16 protein-coding genes are annotated in these 22,346 nt (G+C 44.6%); 3 read left to right on the plus strand and 13 right to left on the minus strand.

Going from position 1 to position 22,346, the window contains the following annotated elements:
• Positions 1–56: 56 nt before the first annotated feature.
• The 3 genes from AC58UU_RS15095 to AC58UU_RS15105 form a co-directional block, all read right to left on the minus strand.
• Positions 57–1,118, minus strand: a complete 1,062-nt coding sequence (locus tag AC58UU_RS15095; RefSeq protein ID WP_497316875.1) for an ABC transporter substrate-binding protein — start codon at positions 1,116–1,118, stop codon at positions 57–59.
• A gap of 157 nt (positions 1,119–1,275) precedes the next feature.
• Positions 1,276–2,877, minus strand: coding sequence for a helix-turn-helix domain-containing protein (locus AC58UU_RS15100; protein WP_497316877.1), 1,602 nt, complete (start codon positions 2,875–2,877; stop codon positions 1,276–1,278).
• Positions 2,870–4,684, minus strand: coding sequence for a sensor histidine kinase (locus tag AC58UU_RS15105; RefSeq protein WP_497316879.1), 1,815 nt, complete (start codon positions 4,682–4,684; stop codon positions 2,870–2,872). Before AC58UU_RS15105 ends, AC58UU_RS15100 begins: the two co-directional genes overlap by 8 nt.
• A 383-nt stretch (positions 4,685–5,067) precedes the next feature.
• Here AC58UU_RS15105 and serC point away from each other — a divergent pair, with 383 nt between their 5' ends.
• On the plus strand, positions 5,068–6,183 hold the full coding sequence (gene serC / locus AC58UU_RS15110; protein ID WP_497316881.1) for a 3-phosphoserine/phosphohydroxythreonine transaminase: 1,116 nt from the start codon (positions 5,068–5,070) through the stop codon (positions 6,181–6,183).
• An 83-nt stretch (positions 6,184–6,266) separates the two neighbouring features.
• Here serC and lpdA read toward each other — a convergent pair whose 3' ends face one another.
• From lpdA to pdhA, 4 genes are read right to left on the minus strand one after another with little or no spacing between them, the layout of a single operon-like run.
• Positions 6,267–7,682: a dihydrolipoyl dehydrogenase gene (gene lpdA / locus AC58UU_RS15115; RefSeq protein WP_497316883.1), complete on the minus strand. Its 1,416-nt coding sequence runs from the start codon at positions 7,680–7,682 to the stop codon at positions 6,267–6,269.
• A gap of 4 nt (positions 7,683–7,686) precedes the next feature.
• Positions 7,687–9,021: a dihydrolipoamide acetyltransferase family protein gene (locus AC58UU_RS15120; protein ID WP_497316885.1), complete on the minus strand. Its 1,335-nt coding sequence runs from the start codon at positions 9,019–9,021 to the stop codon at positions 7,687–7,689.
• A gap of 31 nt (positions 9,022–9,052) precedes the next feature.
• Positions 9,053–10,033 (minus strand): alpha-ketoacid dehydrogenase subunit beta, encoded by a 981-nt coding sequence (locus AC58UU_RS15125; protein ID WP_171644669.1) that lies wholly within the window; start codon positions 10,031–10,033, stop codon positions 9,053–9,055.
• 58 nt (positions 10,034–10,091) lie between these two features.
• The gene (gene pdhA / locus AC58UU_RS15130) at positions 10,092–11,174 is read right to left on the minus strand and encodes a pyruvate dehydrogenase (acetyl-transferring) E1 component subunit alpha (RefSeq protein WP_497316887.1); all 1,083 of its coding nucleotides are present in this window, start codon (positions 11,172–11,174) and stop codon (positions 10,092–10,094) included.
• A 265-nt stretch (positions 11,175–11,439) separates the two neighbouring features.
• Between pdhA and AC58UU_RS15135 the strand changes: the two genes are divergently transcribed.
• Complete coding sequence (locus tag AC58UU_RS15135) at positions 11,440–12,171, plus strand: alpha/beta hydrolase (RefSeq protein WP_497316889.1); 732 nt, start codon at positions 11,440–11,442, stop codon at positions 12,169–12,171.
• Between the two features lie 59 nt (positions 12,172–12,230).
• On the opposite strand, the gene AC58UU_RS15140 is transcribed toward AC58UU_RS15135, so the two are convergent.
• A complete protein-coding gene (locus AC58UU_RS15140) occupies positions 12,231–13,055 on the minus strand; it encodes a lipoate--protein ligase family protein (RefSeq protein ID WP_497316891.1) in 825 nt (274 codons plus the stop codon).
• Between the two features lie 295 nt (positions 13,056–13,350).
• Here AC58UU_RS15140 and AC58UU_RS15145 point away from each other — a divergent pair, with 295 nt between their 5' ends.
• A complete protein-coding gene (locus AC58UU_RS15145; RefSeq protein ID WP_497317335.1) occupies positions 13,351–14,565 on the plus strand; it encodes an ATP-binding protein in 1,215 nt (404 codons plus the stop codon).
• Here AC58UU_RS15145 and AC58UU_RS15150 read toward each other — a convergent pair.
• From AC58UU_RS15150 to mltG, 5 genes are all read right to left on the minus strand, one after another.
• Complete coding sequence (locus AC58UU_RS15150) at positions 14,551–16,365, minus strand: peptidoglycan D,D-transpeptidase FtsI family protein (protein WP_497316893.1); 1,815 nt, start codon at positions 16,363–16,365, stop codon at positions 14,551–14,553. The genes AC58UU_RS15145 and AC58UU_RS15150 overlap by 15 nt on opposite strands.
• Before the next feature lie 151 nt (positions 16,366–16,516).
• On the minus strand, positions 16,517–18,682 hold the full coding sequence (locus AC58UU_RS15155) for a methyl-accepting chemotaxis protein (protein ID WP_497316895.1): 2,166 nt from the start codon (positions 18,680–18,682) through the stop codon (positions 16,517–16,519).
• A 184-nt stretch (positions 18,683–18,866) separates the two neighbouring features.
• Positions 18,867–20,150 carry a peptidase U32 family protein gene (locus AC58UU_RS15160; RefSeq protein WP_497316897.1) on the minus strand — a complete coding sequence of 428 codons (1,284 nt, stop codon included), beginning with the start codon at positions 20,148–20,150 and terminating at the stop codon, positions 18,867–18,869.
• A 26-nt stretch (positions 20,151–20,176) separates the two neighbouring features.
• The gene (locus AC58UU_RS15165) at positions 20,177–21,106 is read right to left on the minus strand and encodes a peptidase U32 family protein (protein WP_497316899.1); all 930 of its coding nucleotides are present in this window, start codon (positions 21,104–21,106) and stop codon (positions 20,177–20,179) included.
• Between the two features lie 46 nt (positions 21,107–21,152).
• Positions 21,153–22,250 carry an endolytic transglycosylase MltG gene (gene mltG, locus AC58UU_RS15170; protein ID WP_497317337.1) on the minus strand — a complete coding sequence of 366 codons (1,098 nt, stop codon included), beginning with the start codon at positions 22,248–22,250 and terminating at the stop codon, positions 21,153–21,155.
• Positions 22,251–22,346 lie beyond the last annotated feature (96 nt).

Raw genomic sequence — 22,346 nt, forward strand, 5'->3', positions numbered from 1 at the left:
CTAAGAAAAAGGTGCCTAGACCGTTACAGTAAGGCACCGCTCATTTGATCAAAATCTTATTCTTGTCCAGATACAATTTTGCCAAAACGTTTAATATTTTCATCTTTCTTGCTGGAAGCCCAATCAAAATCATAGTCGACGAGCTTGATATCCTTGGCTTGTGCGATACCTTGAATCACTTCTGCATCCTTACGAACGGAACGGCGTTTGAATTCCTTTTGAATGAGAGACTGCACGTCTTTACTTACTAGGAAATCGATAAATTTCTTTGCATCTTCCATATTTTTAGCACCTTTGATAATTGCAGCTCCATCAGGTACAGCTGAAGTTCCTTCGGATGGATAAATAATGCCGACTTTAGCGCCGCCTTCCACATAACGATAAGCAGCTTCCTCGAGTGTAACTCCAAGCGCAAATTCTTTGTCAGCTACCCCTTTATATACCTGGCCGGAGCCTGACAATACTTTACCATCTAGGTTGGTTACAAACTTCTTAATAAAACCCCAACCTTGGTCTTTTCCGTTTGCTGTCAGCATGGTGATTAATTGCGTATAGGATGAACCGGACTTTGCAGGATCCGCATAGGCAATCTTCCCTTTCCATTTCGGATCCAGCAGATCCGTCCAGCCCTTAGGCTCTTCGCCTGCTTTAACCAGCTCTTTGTTGTACATGATGATCATTGGCAGTGCGGCAAATGGTGTCCACACATTGTTTTTGTCTACATATTGCGGAGAAATATTGTCGTATTCTTTTGTTTTGTAAGGTTCAAAATATTTTTTATATGCTTCGAGGGAATCAGCACCGCCAGCCCAAAATACATCGCCCAGCGGATTGGTAGCCTCGGCTTGTACACGCTTCAGGAGGTCACCTGTACCACCGGAAATCAACTGTACCTCAATGCCTGTACGATCCTGAAACTCCTTAATAATCGGGTTATTAAGCTCAGCTGCATTCGGGGAATACAAGGTAAGCTTACCGCCTGTCTTTGGTGAGGATTGACTAGTCGCAGGTTGTCCAGAGCTATCAGTCGATTTCGCCGTTGGGGTCTCTTTTGCACCGCATCCGATCAGAGAACCGACAAGCAGCAGGGATAGAAGACTGGTTAGTGATTTTTTCATTTTGTTAACCCTCCATATGTTTTGTGTCTTTATCTTTCTAGTTTTACTATACGTTCTGATGAAAGCACTCTCAATGTGACGAATTTTCGTATTTGTTGAAATTTTTGCTCAAAATAAAAACTCCACCAAGTGATGAAGTGGAGAATTCCTATTATGCCTATAGCGGAAGGCTCTCAATCCCGAGCCGTTTGCGAAACTCTGTAGGAGTTTCCCCTGTATACTTGCGAAATAGTTGGCTGAAATATCGTGGATCCTGGTAACCAACTTGTACGGAGACCTCATAAATTTTAAGTCGGGGATTCGTCAGAAGCTCCTTTGCTTGTCGTACACGAATCAAAGTCACATATTCGAGAAAGCTGGTTCCAACCTGCTTTTTAAACAGTCTACTGAAGTAGCTTTCACTCATATGATAGCGTTCTGCGATACCTTGCAGAGAAATATCCTCGGCGTAATGCTCTCGGATAAACAACTCGATCTCCTCGAACCCGCTCTTCTTCTGAGGATCGGATTGCTCCGTACTTTGCCGGTTCCACTCAAATAATGTTTCATTTAAGCGAATCAGCCACTGTTCAAGCGAGTCATCCACTCGCTCAGCTGATGTTAAGAGAAACCCGCTATCAATAACGATGTTATGCAATTCGTTATCTCGCAGCAGGAGAGAATTTAACGTTACGATAAATTCGAAAAAGCTTCTTCTTGCCTTAAGTCCATCTGCATGGAGGTGTATGAGATGCGAATACCACAACCGGGTTTGGGCTTCGATGGATGAAGGATTTCCCCATTTGACCAATTCGATCAATTCCTTCAGCACGGTGTGATTTACACTTACCGTTTCTTGCTGCCGTTCGATATCTTCAAACCAAATCATTTTCTCGCCACCTAAAAAGACAGTTTGATACAAGGCACGCATGGCTTGAATATAGGCAGCTGGAATCAAATCAATCGTTGAAAACGAATGGCTGACCGTTAGAACGCATCTTTGTGCAAAGGAAGACAATAACATCATTAGGTTATCAAATAAGACGGCAAGCTCGCCTCGTTCGACTAGACGATTGACCAAAAGCGCATATCGTGTCTCGTTTATTCGCACCAAAGTAAGGGTGGACAGCTCTTTGATCCGTTCCTTGATCTGATCCCGAAGCTGGGTGCTATCCGTCCCCATATCCTTAAGACCGTCCAATTGCAGCAGTAAAACGCGATAAGGAGGGATAACAGCTCCGTCTTCTTTATTTTTTATACCCGTGCCAAACTCTACAAACCATTCTTTTTCAAGCGTTCCCGCATAATCCAGCATAAGATCATAGAGAACCTTTTCTTCAATCAGCGGCTGCTCCCATCCATACTTAAGCTTCAATCGCTCCTGCTGTGATTGCAATCGACGTTCCTCATCCAGCTTTGACGTAATGCGTCCAATAACTTGGATGAGCTCGTCCGGATTGGTAGGCTTGAGCACAAAATCAGCAGCCCCCAGCTTAACTGCCTTCTGGGCATATATAAAATCATCGAAGCCTGTAAGAAATACAATTTTTACTTGTGGCAGAAGCTCAGCCACTTTCTCAGCAAGCTGAATGCCGTCCATCGCAGGCATCCGAATATCTGTCAGTAGGATGTCTGGCAGGTTAGCTATAATTCCTTCTAAACCTGCTTGTCCGTCCCTTGCTTCGCCAATCACGGTGCAACGCATTTCTTCCCAAGGAATTGTCAGTTTCAGCCCTTGCAAGACGAGCCACTCATCCTCCACTATGAATAGTTTATACACGATGATCCTCTCCTGAGCGCATAATGGGAATTTCGATAAGAACAGTCGTTCCTTGCATGACCTCAGACTCGATTTCGAAACGATAGTTTGAGCCGAAGTAAAGCTGAAGCCGTTTAATCAAGTTTTCCAGTCCGATACCCGTACTCTGCTCACTATCCGAGACGTATTTGCCGCTAAGGATACGCTCCACCATATCTGATGTCATACCTACACCGTTGTCTCGGATTTCGAAGCGTACACATTCTCGGGTCCGCCATCCCCTAATGGAAAGCTGCCCTTTTCCTGGTTTGATCTCTAATCCATGTGTGATGGCATTTTCCACGATCGGTTGAATCAACAGCTTGAGCGTGTATAAGGATTCGATTTCTTCATCGATTTGAATCTCGACTTCCAACTTATCTCCATAGCGCATCTGTTGAATGAAAAGAAAATTGCGGATTTGATGCATATCTTCCTTCACTTGGATGAAGGGTTGTCCTTTGCGGATACTAAACCGCAGCAGCTCTCCAAGCGAAATAACCGTTTGACTAATATCCGTCATTTTATTAATACGTGCCATCCAATTGATCGAATCTAGTGCATTATAGAGAAAATGCGGGTTGAATTGGGCATGAATCGCCTTGATCTCCGCCTCCTTCAACATTAATTGCTTCTTGTAAACCTCATCGATCAACTGCTTGATTCGCTGTACCATTTTATTAAAACTGAGACCTAGCTGCCCAACTTCATCCCTATATTTGGAAGAAAATGCTACATCCATGTTGCCGTTTTCCACCAGATACATAAGCGATTTCAGCTTCCGCAATGGATTCGTAATCGTCACCGATAACACATAGGCAACCCAGCAGGACACAACGCCGAACAAGATTATAATAAATAACATCAAATTACGGATGCTGCTGCTCTCCTTTGTCAAAACGGCAACCGGTACAATACTAACCAGCTTAAATCCCGTAATCTCAGAAGTATCATACACGACCATAACAGGAGCAGAGCCTTTGTTAGCTGGTTCGAAAAACCCTTTATTACCTGTTAATACTTTATCTAAATAAGGTTCGTTTAACTTCGTGCCAACGATATGCTTGGATGGCGTACTCGAAATGACATACCCATTGCGGTCCAACAGCAACATTTGTCCGCCTGGTTGTAAATGGGCCTTGTTATACTTGTCAGCCAAAGCATTTTCCATAATATCAACGACCATGAAACCAAGCGGTTTGTTCGTTTCAATCTTCTTCAGCAGCCTGCCACTGCTTAAAACAATGCCAAAATCCTCCGTCTTCTTCATGCTGTAATGCGTATCCCAGATGATATTGCCGCCTGCTAGCCGCATTTTACGAAACAATCCCCAATTCAAGTTATAATCGTCGTACTGATTAGGAAGAAGGTTACCTGTAAAATAACGATCCCCGTTCTCCCCAAGCAAGTAAATGGCGATATTCCAGTTTTTGAAGCCCAGAAAGGTATCGAGAATATCATTGACCCTTTTCTCATCCTGCTGCTTCTCTGCTAACGTTCTACCCTGATCTTTAGACAGCACATCCTGTATTTCTCTGTTACTATAAATGTACATGGTCAACTGTTCGATATCTTTAACGAAATAATTCAAGCTGTAATTCACTTGAGACAAGCTTTCAAGAATCGTCTTGCTCACTTGCGTTTGAACGACCTGTGACGATTTGTAATAGGAAAAGGTCCCCAGAATGGATAAGGGGATTATAGCCAACGGAAGGAATAAGATAATGAGCTTTTTCTGAAGGCTTGTTCCAAGTAAATAGTTCTGTAGTCGATTTCGTAAATTGAACATAACCTCACTCCTTCCATCACAAGAGTACAGGACAATAGTATGAACTTCAACCCCTGTACGAAAAACGGAACGTCCGGAAACTCTCAAAAATGATTGACCTTTTCTGCGAATAGGCTTATACTTCTACTCAATATCCATACCTGACCGTGCCTATGATGAGATTCCAACTCGGAGGCGTTTTCGCCAAGAACAACACTTTGCGTTCAGCAAAGTCAGTCATTCTAAGTTAACCGGCACCGCCCGTTACCGCGGAACCAAGTGGAGAAGCGTTCACCAGAATGTTTCTTAAATTGGGTGGCACCGCGAGCAAACGCTCCTCGTCCCAATATGGATGAGGGCGTTTTTTGTTCGTTTTACCACATTCATACGGGAGGTAACTAAAAATGACGAAAAGACTTTACAATTTTAACCCAGGACCCGCTGCACTGCCTTTGGAGGTACTTGAAGAAGCACAAGAGCAATTTGTTGACTATCAAGGGACAGGTATCTCACTGCTAGAAATGTCTCATCGAAGCAACACGGTTGAGAAGCTGAATCAAGAAACCCAGCAGCTTCTTCTGAAACTACTCGGTCTGCCTAGCGGATATGAGGTACTTTTTATGGGTGGAGGGGCAAGCACACAGTTCGCTCTCCTTCCATTAAACTTTTTAAACACGAATCAGACGGCCAACTATGCATTAACTGGGAGCTTTTCGGAAAAAGCTTATAAGGAAGCTGCTTATATCGGGCTCACACATATCGCGGCAAGCTCCAAAGACCAGCAATGGCGTAGTATTCCTGACTTATCTGCAACCCAACTAGCACCTGATTCGGCATACATTCACATCACCATGAATAACACGATTGAAGGTTCCCGTTACAATGAAATTCCAGAGGTGGGCAGCACGCCCCTTGTAGCCGATTTAACGAGTGAAATCCTCAGCAGAAAGCTGGATCTAGAGAGGTTTTCGATGATTTATGCCGGCGCCCAGAAAAATCTGGGACCAGCAGGTGTCACAGTTGCCATCATCCGTGAAGATTGGCTGGAGAAAGCGTCCAAGAAAATCCCTGAGATCATGCGCTATGAAACATTTGCCAAAAACAAGTCACTGTTCAATACGCCACCTGTTCACGCCATTTACATGATGAATTTGGTGCTTAAATGGGTAGTGAACAAAGGCGGCGTAGAGCAACTAGAACAGCTTAATCGTATAAAGTCTGGCCTAATTTATGATGTTATTGATAATAGCGGCGGATTCTACAACGGAATCATTGAAGTTAACGATCGATCGCATATGAATATCACTTGGCGGATGGCTAATGAAGAAATCGAACGTCGGTTTATAGAAGAATCAGAGGCTAACGGCTTTGAGGGTTTGGCAGGTCATCGAAGCGTCGGAGGTCTGCGTGCTTCAGCATACAATGCAGTTCCATTAGAAGCCTGTCAGGCTTTAGCCGATTTCATGGTAGATTTCTGCTGCAGGGTATCAAAAATCCCAGATTCAAAGAATAAAAATTAAAGAGTCCCGTAGAGCGGCTAATGCCTAACTCTCGGGACTTTTTATCTAAAGGTAAGGGAAAATAAAAGAATAAATAAAGCTACTTATTTACCAAGTTGGTGAATCGGGTGACCAAGCGCACCTTCCGCGGCATCCATGATCATTTCTGTCAATGTTGGATGTGCATGAATCGTAAGTGCGATGTCTTCCAAGTTAGCGCCCATCTCAACCGCAAGAGCAAGCTCACCGATTAAGTTCGATGCTTCCGGACCAACGATTTGACCACCAAGCAATTGGCCTGTTTCTTTGTCGCCGACAAGCTTCACGAAGCCTTGACCTGCGTTCAAAGAGTTAGCGCGACCGTTAGCGGCATAAGGGAATTTACCAATCGTTACATTGATGCCTTGTGCTTTGGCTTCTGTTTCACTTAGCCCTACGCCAGCAATTTCCGGATCAGAGAATACAACAGCAGGCATTGCTTTGTAATCTACGATGCTGGAGTGACCCGCAATCACCTCAGCAGCCACTTTAGCTTCATAGGAAGCTTTGTGTGCCAATGAAAGACCAGGTACAACATCACCAATCGCGAAGATATGCGGAATGCTCGTTCTACCTTGGTTATCTACTTCGATCAAACCGCGATCTGTCAGTTTCAAGTTAATGAGATCAAGACCAAGCTCGCCATCTGTGTTCGGACGACGACCAACGGTTACTAATACATAATCCGCTGTTACTTGCTTCTCTTCGCCTTTTACTGTGAACGTAACAGTAACATCATTCTCCGTTTTCGTGCAGGATTGTGCCAGTGCTTCGGTATGAACCTCTACGCCGACTTTCTCCAGATTGCGCGCTACAAGCTTCGTCAATTCTTTCTCGAAGCCTGGAAGTACGTGATCGGATCCTTCAAGCACAGTTACTTTTGTACCGAACTTCGCATACGTTTGACCTAGCTCGATTCCGATGTAGCCACCGCCGATAACGACCATGCTTTTCGGAATTTCAGGCAAGTTCAACGCTTCCGTGGAAGAAATGATTCTTCCGCCGTAAGGGAATGCTTTCAGCTCGATCGGACGGGAACCCGTCGCAATAATGCAATGCTTGAAGCGGTAGCGAGGAGCTTCTGCATCATTGAACACACGTGCTTCATGCTCATTAATGAACATCACTTCGCCTTGGAACGTTTGAATCTTGTTGCCTTTGAGCAGCGCGCTAACGCCACCCGTTTGTTTTGCAACAATGCTATTTTTCCATGCTTGTACCTTCGCAAAGTCCACTTTCACGTTCTCAACTGAGATACCCATACTGTCAGCATGCTGTGCATGTTCATACGTGTGAGCTGCAGAGATCAAAGCTTTGGAAGGGATACAGCCGCGGTTCAAGCACACGCCGCCCCATTCCGCTTTATCTACAATCAGAACGCTTTGCCCAAGCTGAGCAGCACGGATAGCAGCTACGTAACCGCCGGGACCTGCACCAATGACCAACAAATCAATATCTAAAGAAGCATCTCCTACTACCATGCTGTTACACCTCCAAGACGAGAAGCTCTGGATCAGCCAGAAGCTGTTTGATGTAGTTCAGGAAGCTTTGTGCTGTCGCCCCATCCACGATACGGTGGTCGAAGCTCAAGGAAAGCGCCATTACGTGTGCTGCAACGATTTGCCCGTTTTTCACAACTGGTTTCTCTGTGATACGGCCTGCACCTAGGATTGCAACTTCAGGGAAGTTGATAACCGGTGTGAAGAACATACCGCCTACGGAACCGATGTTCGTAATGGAGATCGTGCCGCCTTTCATTTCGTTTGGAGCCAATTTGCCGTCGCGACCACGAACAGCAAGATCTTTAATTGAAGAAGCGATCGACCAAATATTTTTGCGGTCTGCATCATGGATAACTGGAACGAGCAAGCCGTTGTCTGTATCTGTTGCAATCCCGATGTTGTAGTACTTTTTGTAGACGATTTCTTGCTTCTCTTCGTCGATCATCGCGTTGAGCGCTGGGAATTGGCGACAAGCCGCAACCAATGCTTTCACGATGAAAGGCAGGTAAGTCAGCTTCACGCCTTTTTTCTCGGCGAGAGGCTTCGTGCGCTCACGCAGTGCGACAAGTGCCGATACGTCGATTTCGTCCATCAGTGTCACGTGCGGTGCCGTGTACACGGATTTAACCATAGCGTTCGCGATAATTTTACGGATTCCTTTGAACGGAACCCGCTCTTCAACGCGATCGCCGACGACAACCTGCTGGGCTGCCGCCGCAGGTGCCGTTTCACCAGCTGCTACAACTTCAGCTGGCTCTGTTGCTTCCGGAGCCGCGGCTGTGCCCGCTCCGTTAAAGCCGAGCACGTCCTCGCGTGTCACGCGGCCGTGCTTACCTGTAGGTGTCACCTCTGCGAGTGTGATGCCTTGCTCTCTTGCCAGCTTGCGTACGCTAGGCGTCGCAAGCACTTCGCGGCCTGCGCCAGCGCTTGGTGCGGCTGCTGCTGGGGCAGCTGCTGCTGCAGGCGCTGCTGTAGGTGCCGGTGCTGCCGCCACAGGGGCAGCAGCTGGAGCTGGAGCCGCTGCAGGCGCAGCGTGGCTGTCGGTCTTGTGATGCATCGATTCAGCAGGCAGTTCGCCTGTCACTTCAATCGTCATAACGAGCTCGCCAATATTACAAACTTGTCCTTCTTTAACGGCAACAGCAACAACCTTACCTTCAACCGGACAAGGAACTTCAACGACTGCTTTATCGTTCTGTACTTCCATAAGAATCGTTTCGTCTGTTACGGTGTCACCCGCTTTAACCAACAGCTTTACGATCTCGCCTTCATGAATGCCTTCACCAAGCTCTGGGAACTTGTATTCAAACAAAGCCACGTGCACAACCTCCTATTACCTTCGACTGTGATTAGAATTCGAGTACTTGATTAATGCCTGCAATGACACTTGCTGGACTAGGCAACCAAGCGTCTTCGATTTGTGCGAACGGATAGATTGTATCTGGAGGAGCAATACGTAAAACAGGAGCTTCCAGATGCAGAATCGCCTTTTCATTAATCTGTGCAATTACTTCTGCGGCTACCCCGGATGTTTTTTGCGCTTCTTGTACGATAATCGCACGGTTTGTTTTCTTAATGGAAGTTACAATGGTTTCGATATCAAGCGGAATTAGGGTACGAAGATCGATAACTTCAACTTTCACACCTTGCGTTTTCTCGATCTCTTCAGCGGCTTTCACAGATGTGTGAACCATAGCCCCGTAAGTAATAATCGTCACATCGGAACCTTCGCGAACAACGTTCGCTTTACCAAGCTCAATGGTGTATTCGCCTTCCGGTACTTCAGCACGGAATGCGCGATATAAATTCAAATGCTCCATGAAGAAGACAGGGTCATTATCGCGAATCGCGGAAATGAGCAGTCCCTTCGCATCATAAGGGTTGGAAGGTACAACAACTTTAATACCTGGTGTTTGAACAAGTAAGCCTTCGAGTGCATCCGTATGGAGCTCAGCCGCTTTTACACCGCCACCAAATGGTGTACGGAATACGATTGGCGAGTTGTAACGTCCGCCCGAACGGTAACGCATACGAGCTGCTTGAACACAAATTTGGTCAAGCGCTTCATAAATAAAGCCTACGAATTGAATTTCAGCGATCGGACGGAAGCCTTGAATACCAAGACCAACAGCGAGTCCGCCAATAGCAGATTCAGCAAGAGGCGTATCGAATACGCGATCTTCGCCGAATTCTTTTTGTAAACCTTCCGTAGCACGGAATACGCCACCAACATGGCCAACGTCTTCGCCGAACAAAATTACATTAGGATCTCTTTCCAGTTCAACGCGCATTGCGTCTTTTATCGCTTGAATCATCGTCATTTGTGCCATGACTTCTCCGTGCCTCCTAAGAGTTTTTCGCCAGAAAAACTGGCATCGTAAGCCTAATTTATTTAAACGCTTGCTTCTGTTCTTCGAGATGTGCCGGTGTTACTTCGAACATAGAGTCAATTAGGCCTGAAACAGTCATTTTCTCTGTTTCTTCCGCTTTTTTGATATGTTCAGCAACCGTTGCTTTCGCTTCTTCTTTCACCCCAGCTTCTTCTTCTTCGCTCCAGAGACCTTTTTTAGTCAAGAACAGACGCATACGCGTAAGTGGATCCTTAGGCTCCCAGTCGCTCTCTTCATCTTTGGTCCGGTATTTCGTCGTATCATCCGCTAAGGAATGCGGACGGTAACGGTAAGTTAATGCTTCAATCAACGTAGCGCCTTCGCCTCTGCGTCCTCTTTCAGCAGCTTCGGTAACAGCTTGAACAACAGCCAATACGTCCATTCCGTCAACTTGCACGCCTTTGATCCCGGCAGCAAGTGCTTTATGCGCAACTGAAAGCGCACCAGTTTGCTTCGAATAAGGAGTCGTAATTGCGTAACCGTTGTTTTGTACAAAATAAATGACAGGCAGCTTGAATGCTCCTGCAAAGTTCATACCTTCGTAGAAATCGCCCTCGGAGCTTCCTCCGTCGCCTGTGTACGTAATCGCTACACGCGGTTGGTTACGTTTCTTGAATGCCATAGCCACACCGGTAGCATGTAAAATTTGAGCTCCGATGATGATTTGCGGCATAAGTACGTGTACATCCTGCGGAATTTGTCCGCCATGCTGATGACCACGGGAATACAAAAATGCTTGATAGAGCGGAAGTCCGTGCCAAACGAGCTGCGGCATATCGCGGTAACCCGGGCAAATGAAATCGTCTTTATTTAGTGCAAATTCACTACCGATCATCGAAGCTTCTTGTCCGGATACCGGAGCATAGAAACCAAGACGTCCTTGGCGACCGAGATTAACTGCTCTTTCGTCCCATACGCGGGTGAATACCATTCTTCTCATTAATTCTTTCAATTGGTCGTCACTAAGTTTAGGCATTTTGTCGGAATTTACAATTGTGCCGTCTGGAGCTAGAACCTGTAAAGGCTCAACCTTCTCTGTGGTCACTTCATAATTCGCTTGGCTGACAAGTGGCTTACTCATACCATTTCACCTCTTATATGATTTTGATGCCTGCTAGCTTCACTTCTGTTATAGTATTATTATAAACCTGTTTTTGTGAATTGTACACCAGCATCCCTGCGGTATATGACCTTTTTTCACCAGAGTGAATAGTACAGTTCCCGAAAATGTATAATACAGTTAACACAAAATTTACAACTGCTATAATACACATTACCCTCTAAACGACAAGCTTACACTTACTACACCAAATTAGATCTAAAGAGAAAGTTAAAGGAGCACAACCATGTCGGATGACTCTCGCTTTTATAAAAGAACGATTGTGAAAGATGAACTCACCTCTGTCCTTCTCGGAGAAAATCGCTCCCTGCGAATATATCTCCCTCCCGGTTACAACGAACTGCTCTCCTATCCGGTCATTTATTGCCAAGATGGTGAACAATTCTTTAATTTCGGCCGAATTGCGACGACGATCACTCGCTGTATTCTGGATGAAGGCTTGGAACCCGCCATTGTTGTCGGTGTCGATGTGAATAACATGAACCGCACTTCGGAATATGCGCCTGAGGGTGAACGCCATGATACGTACTGCCGTTTTTTTGCAGAGGAACTCCTCCCTTATGTAGAAAGCCGATATCCGATTCGATCCGAACGGAACGAACGCATTGTGGCGGGTGATTCCCTTGGGGGGACCGTGTCCTTGCATCTCGCCTTAGATTATCCTAGCCTTTTTTGCCGTGTTATATCCTTATCGGGCGCATTTTTCGACATTACCAGAGAACGTATCAAAGCGGAGGACGACTTGTCGTGGCTGGAGCTATATATGTTAATTGGCTTGGATGAGACAGATGTAAAAACGGAACGAGGGACTTTTGATTTCGTAAGAGAAAACCGTCTAGCCAAAGCTGAGATGGAAGATAAAAATGTTACCCTTCACTATATCGAGAAGCCAGGGAAACATTTATGGGGATTTTGGCAAGGAGAGTTGGACGCGGCTCTGCATTATTTTCTTGCATGATAACGATAAAAAAAGCGGTCCACTTTCCGTCTCCTGACGCGAAGTTGGGCCGCATTTATTTATTCTTTAATCGCATAACGCTGCTTCAAAAGCTCCATCATACCCTGTATCTCTTCTTCACTCGGATATCCAGAGATGTCCCTAGGACTCTGTACCTTCACGCCTTTGGCGGCCATGATTTGTACTAAATTATCTGTGAAACGTGCTGCACTTAACTCAATATGTAAGCATTCCGATAAACTCGCCATACTACCTGACGCCACTACCGGGTAGTCGTTTGGTGATGCTGAACCCGCCGCGCACTCGTAAAAGTCTCTGGCCAAAGATGCTTTTGCTTCTCCTAGACCTTCCACGATAATGAACGCTTGTACCGATAAGGCGAGCTGTTGTCTGCGCTGTGCAATGCCGCAAAACTTACGTCCACCGACACTTAAATCGAATTCCCCCGGACAAAAGGAACCCGTCACTTCACCCTGATCGATACGATTGGTAATAGTGCTCATGACATCTCTTATCAAGGCTACCATTAAATCGAAATCCTTGCGATGCTCCATGTCCCCAGCGTTTTTTGGTAACAACAGGGATACATTCACGACGCCCAAATCGAGAGGCACCGCTGCACCTCCAGAGTTTCTTACAGCCGTATCATAGCCTTGACTTAGCAACCATTCGTTAGCTTCGGCCGCTTTGGGAAGGCGACTATCTCTCAGCCCCATCACAAAGGCTCGTGGATGCCTCCATATGTGCAGAATCGGTGGTGCTGTTTTACCTATTGCTCGACATAAAAGTTCTTCCAGAGCAAAAGCATATAAGATCGGTTGTGTTGCGTTTTCACCGGATCGATCATGAATGACCATTGAAGAAGGTAGTTCTAAAGTCGTCATTTGCTTAATCTCCTGAGCCTACGATTTGTATCCATGTACAGAATTGTAAGCGATACAAGCCTTTGCTGCAATAAAGAGCATGTACAGGAACAGCAACATTTTGCCTGAAAAATGGATATACAGTAAGTTTCCGTCAGAACTTGTCAAAAAACATCAAAATTTTGGAAAGAAATCAAAGGAATTTCAAGTTTTATGTCGAAATAAAAATAAACCCAAATTTTTAATTAAGTAGGCGAGATCCTTGAATGTAATTGACGACTTACTCCTCAATATACTAGTGTTAACTCTCCCCATCATGGTATGTCATATTTTATGGCTGGATCGGCCCGGTCCCATTAGCTTCAATCCTTCAAATCAAGCATTTATCGGGCTCATTTGTTCATTGGCAGCCATATTTTGCATGTCTCATCCCTTTTTTACGATAACAGGCAACAACTTTGATCTGCGCACGATTCCTGTACTTGTTGCTTTCCTTTACAGTGGCATACGTTCAGGACTTACTGTCTCCGCAGCTATACTAGCCTATACCTACTACATCGATGGTTCAGATTTTTTATGGATTGTTACCTTGTCCGCTCTGCTCGTACCCTTCATCCTGGCTTTCATTGCCCTAAGCAATTGGAAGTACCGAACCCCCAAAGTGATGTTTCCAAGTCTTCTGGCCTTTATTAGCGCTCTAGCAACTTTCTGCATGACTATGCTATATCGCATCGATTCGAATGTCTCCGTAGATAGGAGCTTTCTGCTTTACGGCTTACTGTGCTGTATTGTTCACATGCTGACGATGTGGTTGATAACCTATTTAATTGTTCGTATCAGAGAAAATATAGCGATGCGCCAAGAAGTCCAGCGTTCTGAAAAGATGAATGTATTAAGCGAGTTAGCTGCTTCGGTCGCCCATGAAATACGCAACCCGATGACGGTTGCCCGCGGCTTTATGCAAATACTCAGCCAGTCCGAAGTCACGGAAGAGAAAAAACGTATTTATACGACCATGGTTATTGAAGAAATTGACCGAGCACAAAGCATTATTACGGATTACTTATCCTTCGCTAAACCGCAAGCCGAAAAGCTTGAAGAAGTGGATGTTTCCACATTATCTCTCAAATTAAGCAATCTCATAAATCCTTACGCGTCAATGCGCGGTGTAGAAATTCATATCGACATGGAGTCTTCTCTTCTAATTAAAGCCAACAGCGAAAAAATGATTCAATGCCTAGTTAATTTAACGAAAAACGGCATCGAGGCTATGCCTAGCGGAGGCACTCTGCTAATAACAGGCTTCAAGAAAAGCGCTAAAGTTATTTTACAAATTAAAGATAACGGTATTGGCATGACTCCTGAGCAGGTGAACCGTCTCGGAACACCCTTTTACTCAACGAAAAATAAAGGTACTGGTCTTGGTATGATGGTTTCCTATAGAATCATCAAAACATTTGGCGGACTCATAGAAGTAACAAGCCAGCCAGACCAGGGAACCTGCTTCACGATTTCATTACCTACCGTTTGAGTCACTTGCTAAAATATCCATAATCCCTTTAAACAAGGGGATGGCCTTATTGCTCTCAGTAGGATCCATGTTCTTAATGACAACGGAAACGGCATATTTTGGTGAATCAACAGGTCCATAACCAATAAACCACTGATTTACCTTTTCTTGCTTACCAGTCTCGATTTGTGCCGTACCGGATTTCCCAGCCAGTTTCCACTTGGCATCCTTTAAGCCTTGTCCCGTTCCATCGGTTACCACTTCTCTCATCCAGTTTATTAATGTACGACTGGTCGCTGCAGAAACCCTCCCTGCCTCAGAATCTAATAATTGAACAGGAAATTTCTCCATCACACGATCCGTCTGATACCGAATTTCTTGAACAACTCTTGGTGAATAACCCTTTCCACCATGCAGCAAGGTAACAATCATATTAGACGCCTGTAAAGGGGTCATCCTGACATCTCTTTGACCAATCGCCGTTTGCATAAGCACTCCCTCATCATTATGCGGAGTATGGGCTCCAAATAGCTGTCCGTTCTCTTCTGTGTCCAATTGACGGAGCATTTGCTCGCCGTCTGTCTTCCCCGTCCAGCCCACTTCATCCAATACACCAAGTTTATGTGCATAGCTTTCCAACTCAGCAGGCGTCAGTCGCTGCATCACTCTGGCAAACACAATATTACAGGATTGCGCAAAGCCCTGCTCTAAAGTTAAAGGCCCGTGTCCATCTCTTCTCCAGCACGTAAAGCCATATTTCCCAAGGGCACCTTCACAATTGAAAGTTTCCCTAGGATCAACGATCCCTTTATCCAATGCTGCTGCGGCTACGATTGTTTTGAAAATCGAGCCAGGCGCCGTCGCCTTGAGCGCATAATTACTCCAGTTATTGCTAGCCAGATCGACTTCTGTCTGATCAAAATTGGGTCTACTCGCCATCGCGACGATATCCCCTTGTGCCACTTCCTGAACAACAGCCGCACCTTCGCGAATATTTAGCTTATCCATAAGGACTTCAATTCGCTGCTGCACGCTTAAATCCAGTGTCGTTACTAATTTGACGGGATAGAAGGTGTTGTCCGGTGCAATCATTCGGGCATCTAGGCCAGCTAACGGTCTTTTTCCTGCGTCTGTAAAATAAGAGATTGACGTCTCACCAATGCCTCGAAGCCACAGATCGAACGTTTTCTCCAGTCCAGCACCTCCGATTTTCGAAGTTAGCGCAACCTTGCCTTTCTCCAGATCAGCACCGTAGATACTCATCACTCTATCCGGATTTTGCCCAATAAACCCGATCAATTGACGCGCTGTCATACCTGACGGATAACGATCCTCCATCTTCACGACTTTCAAATAGGGTAAGCCGAGGGCATTAATTTGCTCCTCCTGCTGATCGCTTAACATTACGGGTTTCCCCCCCTCAGCAGTGCGCCACACTTGCGGCTCTTTTAAATCACGAGAGAAAGCAAGCCAATGATCTGTATTCGTCCGCAAAATACGAGCCAACTGATTCACTTGCTGCGGCTCACCTTGGTAATCGCTATTTATAGGAAATGCCACAAGGGCTTTAATCATTTTTCCCGTCATGGGTTTTAGATCACGATCTAAGATTTCCCCACGCCCGCTTTCTAGCACAAGAGCACGTTGCCTCTGTACGACAGAGTTTTTGACCAAATTAACCCCTCTTGAAGAGTAGCTTTCCGTTGTCGCAATTTGTATCCAAAAAAGCTTACCAACGATCCCTATAAACAAGAGTAAGATCGTGAGGAGAACAAGAAAGATTCGACGTTTTTCTAAAGACGATAATTGTTTAATCCTCATGCTACTGACTCCTTTTAACTAACAATAACTGCTGTTTCTTTCAGTATCGTCATTCCTGATCTTGGTCAAACTGTCCGAACCACCTTAAAGCTCAATAAAACAAAAAAATCCACCCTCCTAAATGGAGAGTGGACTACGTATTCTATGATACTTATACTTCGAATTTGGATAAAGTGTCGTTAAGTGATTTGGACAACTGATCCAATTTGTCCGATAGTTTAACTAAACCGTCGCTGATGCTAAGCTGTTCTGAGCTCAACGAAGCAACTTCCTCAGATGTAGCTAGTGATTCCTCAGCTACCGCGCTGACATTCGTCATTGCATCGGAAAGTACGACTTGTGATTGCTCCAATGTGGAGATCGAATCACTTACCGTGCTAAGCTGTGTAATGAATCCACCCATGTGATTCGTTACTTGTTTGAAGATGGTGTCGGCTTCTTTAACAGCTAATATTTGTTCTTGGAAAATTGGTGTTGCCGTTGAAAGCACTTTCACCGTCTCATCGATTTCTTTCGTGATGGTTTCTGTAATCTGACCTACGACATCAATGGATTGTCTGGATTGATCCGCTAGTTTACGAATCTCATCTGCAACTACCATGAAGCCCTTACCAGCTGCACCAGCACGTGCGGCCTCAATTGTCGCATTCAAGGACAAAATATTTGTTTGCTTCGTCATATTATTAAGAACATCAAGGATTTTACGAATAGAACGAGTACTGTCTTTCAAATTATCGACTTTATCAACCATCGAGCGGATCATTTCTTCTGTCAGGTTCGTTTTCGAAATAAGTTCAGTCATATACTTCGTACCTTGCTCACTGGAGCTCTGAACATCCGCAGCAGCCGTTCCCATCTCGAGGTTGGCTACGATTACCTGCTTCATTTGCTCGCCAATATGATACGTTAACTCGTTGCCTCTCTCTGACTCCGTCGCTAATCCTCCGGCTCCATTGGAAATCTCATCTGTCGCCACCGCAATTTCTCTTGCAGCTGTAGCCGTTACCTTCGAGGAATTCGTTAACTCTTGTGCTGTTTCGAAAACGGCTTGAGCAGAAGTGCTTGTTTGTTGAACCAAAGTTGTAATCTGCTGCATCATCACGTCAAAGCTTGCACCTAGTTGTCCTATTTCATCTTGAGACTTGTAGTTAGCACGAACGGTAAGCTTCCCTTTAGCACCTTGCTGCATTAAGTTACGTAGATTAATCAGAGGACGTCCGATCATTCTAGCTACGAATAAGCCGATTAGTACGGCAGCAATAGCCGCGAACAGGGCGATTAGAAGCGTATAATTGAAGATTTTTTTAGCATCCTTCACAAGGGCGCTCACAGGTATATCACCAACGAGATTCCAACCGGATACGGACGATTTATAATAGGCAACCAAATGATCATCTTTCGTTATAAAAGAACCGTGTTCTTCTTCTAACTGTTCTTTCGTCAATTTGACGTCAGAATCTTTTTCTAATTCCGAAATTTCTTTATTAGCTATGTATTTATTACCTGCATTCGTAATAACAACCTTACTATCATCGCCTAATGACATCCCAGTAAGCTCTTTTGTCAGTAAATCTGTATTAAGCTCGATTAGAAGAATGGCTGATGTGGAATTCGTAAGTGTATTTCTCATCACCCGACCAATGGCAAAGGTATTCGTCGAGCTGCTGGAATATCCTTTGACTTTACTATCTAACCAAGTTACTTTCCCGCCATTCTCAACGGTCTTCTTAAACCAATCATTCGTGCTTGAATTCTCGCTAAATGCCGTTCCCCCAGAGCCTGTAATGACAATCAGTTTACCATCAGGTCTGTAAAGATGAAGCGTTTTAATTGCTTTGTTCGAGAAAGTCACCACATTCAATTTCTCTGTCAATTGACGAGTAACATCAAGAGCTTCGTAGGAGGATGGATCTAACGTAGGAATTGACGTAAGCAAATCCTGTAGGTCCTTGTTAAGCATAATTTGTAGAGATACTTCATCAAAAGTTTGATAAAGGAAATCTAGTTTTTGCCCCGCCTGTGTTACGGTTTGAAGACTGGATTCAGACACTTTGTTTTTAATCACATTTTTCGATACCGTGTAAGAAATCATACCCACAGTGAGGACGAAAAAAAGAATGCTTACAAAAAACATTAAAAACAGCTTCATACCTACGGATTTCACAGGGTTTTCTACCTTGACTTGCTTCATTTCTTTAAAAGCGATCGACCCCATTTGCTTAGACTTCTTGCTTGCCACGCCTACAATACGACCCCACGGAACATTACGAATTGCTTGAACTACTTTGTCTAAAATACTTTGAAGTTTCTCTTTCATTTTGTCACCGCCATTAGTTTCTACTTCCTGCCTTTATCTTACTTTTGGACTAGATTGTAAAGGGTTCACTTTACGTTTTTTAATAATTTCGACATACTTTACCATTATCCTTCAAATTTCGATCTAGAATAAATAAAAAAAGAAACTTTCTCCAATTTCCGAGTTGGAGGAAGTTTCCATGGTACTATTTCCCTGTTTTCTTACGCATCATATCCCATTTTTTCACAGGTTTATCCGTTTGTAATTTGATCAATTGAAGTGGATGTCTAGCTGCATCTAGTTCTAGGCCATCTTCATTTCGTATGACGCCAACCTTTTGCTTAAAATGCGTACCATCCGGCCCGAAAAATTCAATTTCCTGGCCAGGTTTGAAATGATTTCTTTGCTGTATAAGCGCCGTACCCGATCCAGCATCATATCCCATAACCAGACCAACAAAATCAAATCCAACGACTTTATCTTCTGGCTCAAAAATATGATCCTCGTGTCCAGGCGCTTCATAGAAGAAGCCGGTGTTCAAAGGTCGGTTTGCCGCTTTATAAATTTCATCCTGCCACACAGGGTTGACCTCAAAATGCTCTGGATCGGCAAAGTAGGAATCAATGGCTTGGCGGTAAGCATTAACAACCGTAGCCACATAATGAATGCTCTTCATCCGGCCCTCAATCTTGAAGCTGTCTACGCCAGATTCGATCATCTCCGCAATGTGTTCAATCATGCTAAGATCCTTAGAACCCATCGTGAAAGCATCGTCCTCATCGCCAAACATAGGCAAATCCGTAGCTAAAGGAGCAGAAAGAGGTTGATCCTTAGCAAATAAATCGTACTTCCAACGGCATGATTGCGAGCAGCCGCCACGATTGGAATCTCGATCAGTGAAATGATTAGAAAGCACACATCGGCCCGAGTACGAGCTGCACATAGCCCCATGTATGAAGGCTTCAATCTCAACATCGACATTTGCTTTAATCGCATCAATTTCTTCCATGCTGACTTCGCGGGCTAGAACAACTCGCTCAATACCCTGGTCTTTCCAAAACTTCACAGTTTGCCAATTCATAACGGATTGCTGTGTGCTCACATGAACTTCCAACTTAGGAGCTACTCTTCTGCACGTCTCCATAATAATTGGATCAGCTGCAATAATAGCAGAAATCCCAACCTCTTGAAGTCCTCTCAAATAATCATCAAGGCCTTCTATATCTTCATTATGAGCATAAATATTCGTTGCTACGAATACTTTTGCCCCATATTGATTGGCAAACTCTACGGCTTCGCGCATTTCCTCCAGCGAAAAGTTATCCGCGTTGGAACGGAGACCATACTTCTGGCCACCGATGTAAACCGCATCCGCTCCGTAATGGATCGCAAATTTCAGCTTCTCTAAGCTGCCTGCCGGAGCCAGTAATTCCGGCTTATTAAGCCTAACACGCTTTCCTCTAGCTCGGGCTTCTATGGCTGTTGTCACCACGAAAACGCACCTTCTTTCATCTATCAATATACCTGTTCTTTGTAAAAAAAACCGTATGACAATTCACGTTCAGGATCTTGCAGCTTAACTATCGCATCCAACCATTCCTGTTGAAAGATATATCCTTCAGGATCAGCAGCATAAGCATCGATTACAGCCCGATAGCTTCTCACAACCGTTTCGTTATACAGTGAAGATTTCAAAAGACCTTCGATTTTCAAGCTATCTATTTGACCGTCCATAAGTTCAGGTAAATTTTCCAACATACATATATCTTCGGAACTCATAATGTGCGTGCCATTACTATCTTCATACACAGGGTAACGCTGATCACGGCGTTCATGCTCAATGAGGAAAAGCCCTCGCTCAATGGAACGATCCTGGTCAGCTGCATCATTCCCTTGGTGCTCGATATAATTCTTCACTAACTCTCGCTTAGAGTGATAAATGTTAGTGATGCCATGTACCTGTACTTCAACAGCTAACTCGGCATGCTCTTTAAAAGCCAAAACCTGCTCCATATTCAGTTCTCTAGCCAGGACCACACGGGTAGCTCCTTGCTTAGCCCAATAGTTCGCAGTCGCATAATTGGTTGATGTCATCTCTGCATTCCAGTGCAGCGCTAGCGGCTTAGGTAAGTTACGTGCATTCATGAGTACCGCTGGATCACCGAAAATGATTGCATCCACACCGTATTCCTGTAATTCGGCTAAATAATCATACAGCCCCACAAGGGCATTATTGTCGAAAATATTGTTTACAGCAACATATACTTTAGCCTTCTGTTCATGTGCCCAGGACACAGCTTCCTGCATCTCATCCAGTTTCACTTCTCCCGGCAGACGCATGCCGTAGCGCGCTTCGCCAATAATAACCGCATCTGCGCCTGCTTCGATCAATCTTTTCAGTTCTGCCACAGTGCTGCAGCTTACTACTAACTCTGGTTTTTTCAATTGCTTACCCTACCTTCTGTCAGCTTCCTATCATAAGTTCGTACTACTAATTCGCGGCCTTCTTACTTTCTACAATATTCTTCTTATGCTCTTCAAAAGTTTCTGCGAACAAATGCCCTTTGGTCCCATCTTTCTTTGTTACATAGAATAAATACTTCGTCTCTTCCGGATAAATAGCTGCCTTCATCGAGGCAAGGCTCGGACTCGCGATTGGCCCCGGAGGTAATCCTGTGTTTAAATACGTATTATAAGGACTTTGTATTTGAAGATCCTTCTCCAGTAATCTCTCTTTGGACTTATCAAATAAATATTGCACGGTTGCATCAATTTGAAGGGGCATATTCTTCTTCAACCGGTTCTGGATAACGCCGGATACAAGTGCACGCTCTTCATTTACAACCACTTCACGTTCAATTAAAGAGGCAATAGTCAACATCTGGTGTACGTTAAGTCCGCGCTCCTTGAGCTTGTCCTTCCAGTCTGGTGGAAGTGTCTCCAGCTTCTTATCCAGCTGCTGCAGTGTTCGCTCAATAAAATCTTGTTCCGTGGAGTCTTTCTTAAACTCATACGTTTCTGGGAACAGATACCCTTCGAGACGGTGTTTTATGCTTTTATTATCAGGAATCGTTGCGATTGTTTCTCCCTTGAGCCCAGCAGGCGCATCCGCCATCTGTAGAAAAACTTCCTTTTTCCAAGGAGTCTGCTCACTTAATTTGGCTGCAATCTGATCAATGGTATAGCCCTCAGGGATCGTAATACGGATGACTTCTTCCTTCACGGTCTCCCCTTTATTCAGCTTATTAATCATTTCATCGAATGTCATTCCCGGTTTCATACTGTACTCGCCTGCTTGAAGTCTGGAGCCCAGCTTCTTCACCTTTAAATAATACGTAAAAATCGTAGAATTTTTAATAAGTCCCTTCGTTTCAAGCTCCTTGGCGATTTGCAAAGACCCGGCCCCTTGTGGGATTGAGATCCTTACTTCTTGCTCTGAAGCAGCTACAGGCTGGAGAGCACTCGCGATATACAATCCGATACCACCTGCAGTTCCAATGATAATGAGCAGCAATAGTCCAAAGACAAGAAGGATGAGCTTAAGCTTACTTCGTCTAGGCTTATTCTGTTCATTCTCCTGTTCAAGCATGTTGTTCACAATAATCCTCCTAAAAGTTTTCGTAAGAAAACTCACTTCGTAAGCATTGACTTTAGAGTTTTGCTTTAGCAAAACTGACTTCGTAAG

Source organism: Paenibacillus sp. JT22N1 (assembly GCF_059692155.1).

What these genes read in the sequence shown, in the direction of transcription:
- AC58UU_RS15095 (WP_497316875.1), bottom strand. Translation starts at nt 1,118, where the DNA reads ATGAAAAAATCACTAACCAGTCTTCTATCCCTGCTGCTTGTCGGTTCT.
- AC58UU_RS15105 (WP_497316879.1), bottom strand. Translation starts at nt 4,684, where the DNA reads ATGTTCAATTTACGAAATCGACTACAGAACTATTTACTTGGAACAAGC.
- serC (WP_497316881.1), top strand. Translation starts at nt 5,068, where the DNA reads ATGACGAAAAGACTTTACAATTTTAACCCAGGACCCGCTGCACTGCCT.
- lpdA (WP_497316883.1), bottom strand. Translation starts at nt 7,682, where the DNA reads ATGGTAGTAGGAGATGCTTCTTTAGATATTGATTTGTTGGTCATTGGT.
- AC58UU_RS15125 (WP_171644669.1), bottom strand. Translation starts at nt 10,033, where the DNA reads ATGGCACAAATGACGATGATTCAAGCGATAAAAGACGCAATGCGCGTT.
- pdhA (WP_497316887.1), bottom strand. Translation starts at nt 11,174, where the DNA reads ATGAGTAAGCCACTTGTCAGCCAAGCGAATTATGAAGTGACCACAGAG.
- AC58UU_RS15135 (WP_497316889.1), top strand. Translation starts at nt 11,440, where the DNA reads ATGTCGGATGACTCTCGCTTTTATAAAAGAACGATTGTGAAAGATGAA.
- AC58UU_RS15140 (WP_497316891.1), bottom strand. Translation starts at nt 13,055, where the DNA reads ATGACGACTTTAGAACTACCTTCTTCAATGGTCATTCATGATCGATCC.
- AC58UU_RS15145 (WP_497317335.1), top strand. Translation starts at nt 13,351, where the DNA reads ATGGTATGTCATATTTTATGGCTGGATCGGCCCGGTCCCATTAGCTTC.
- AC58UU_RS15150 (WP_497316893.1), bottom strand. Translation starts at nt 16,365, where the DNA reads ATGAGGATTAAACAATTATCGTCTTTAGAAAAACGTCGAATCTTTCTT.
- AC58UU_RS15155 (WP_497316895.1), bottom strand. Translation starts at nt 18,682, where the DNA reads ATGAAAGAGAAACTTCAAAGTATTTTAGACAAAGTAGTTCAAGCAATT.
- mltG (WP_497317337.1), bottom strand. Translation starts at nt 22,250, where the DNA reads ATGCTTGAACAGGAGAATGAACAGAATAAGCCTAGACGAAGTAAGCTT.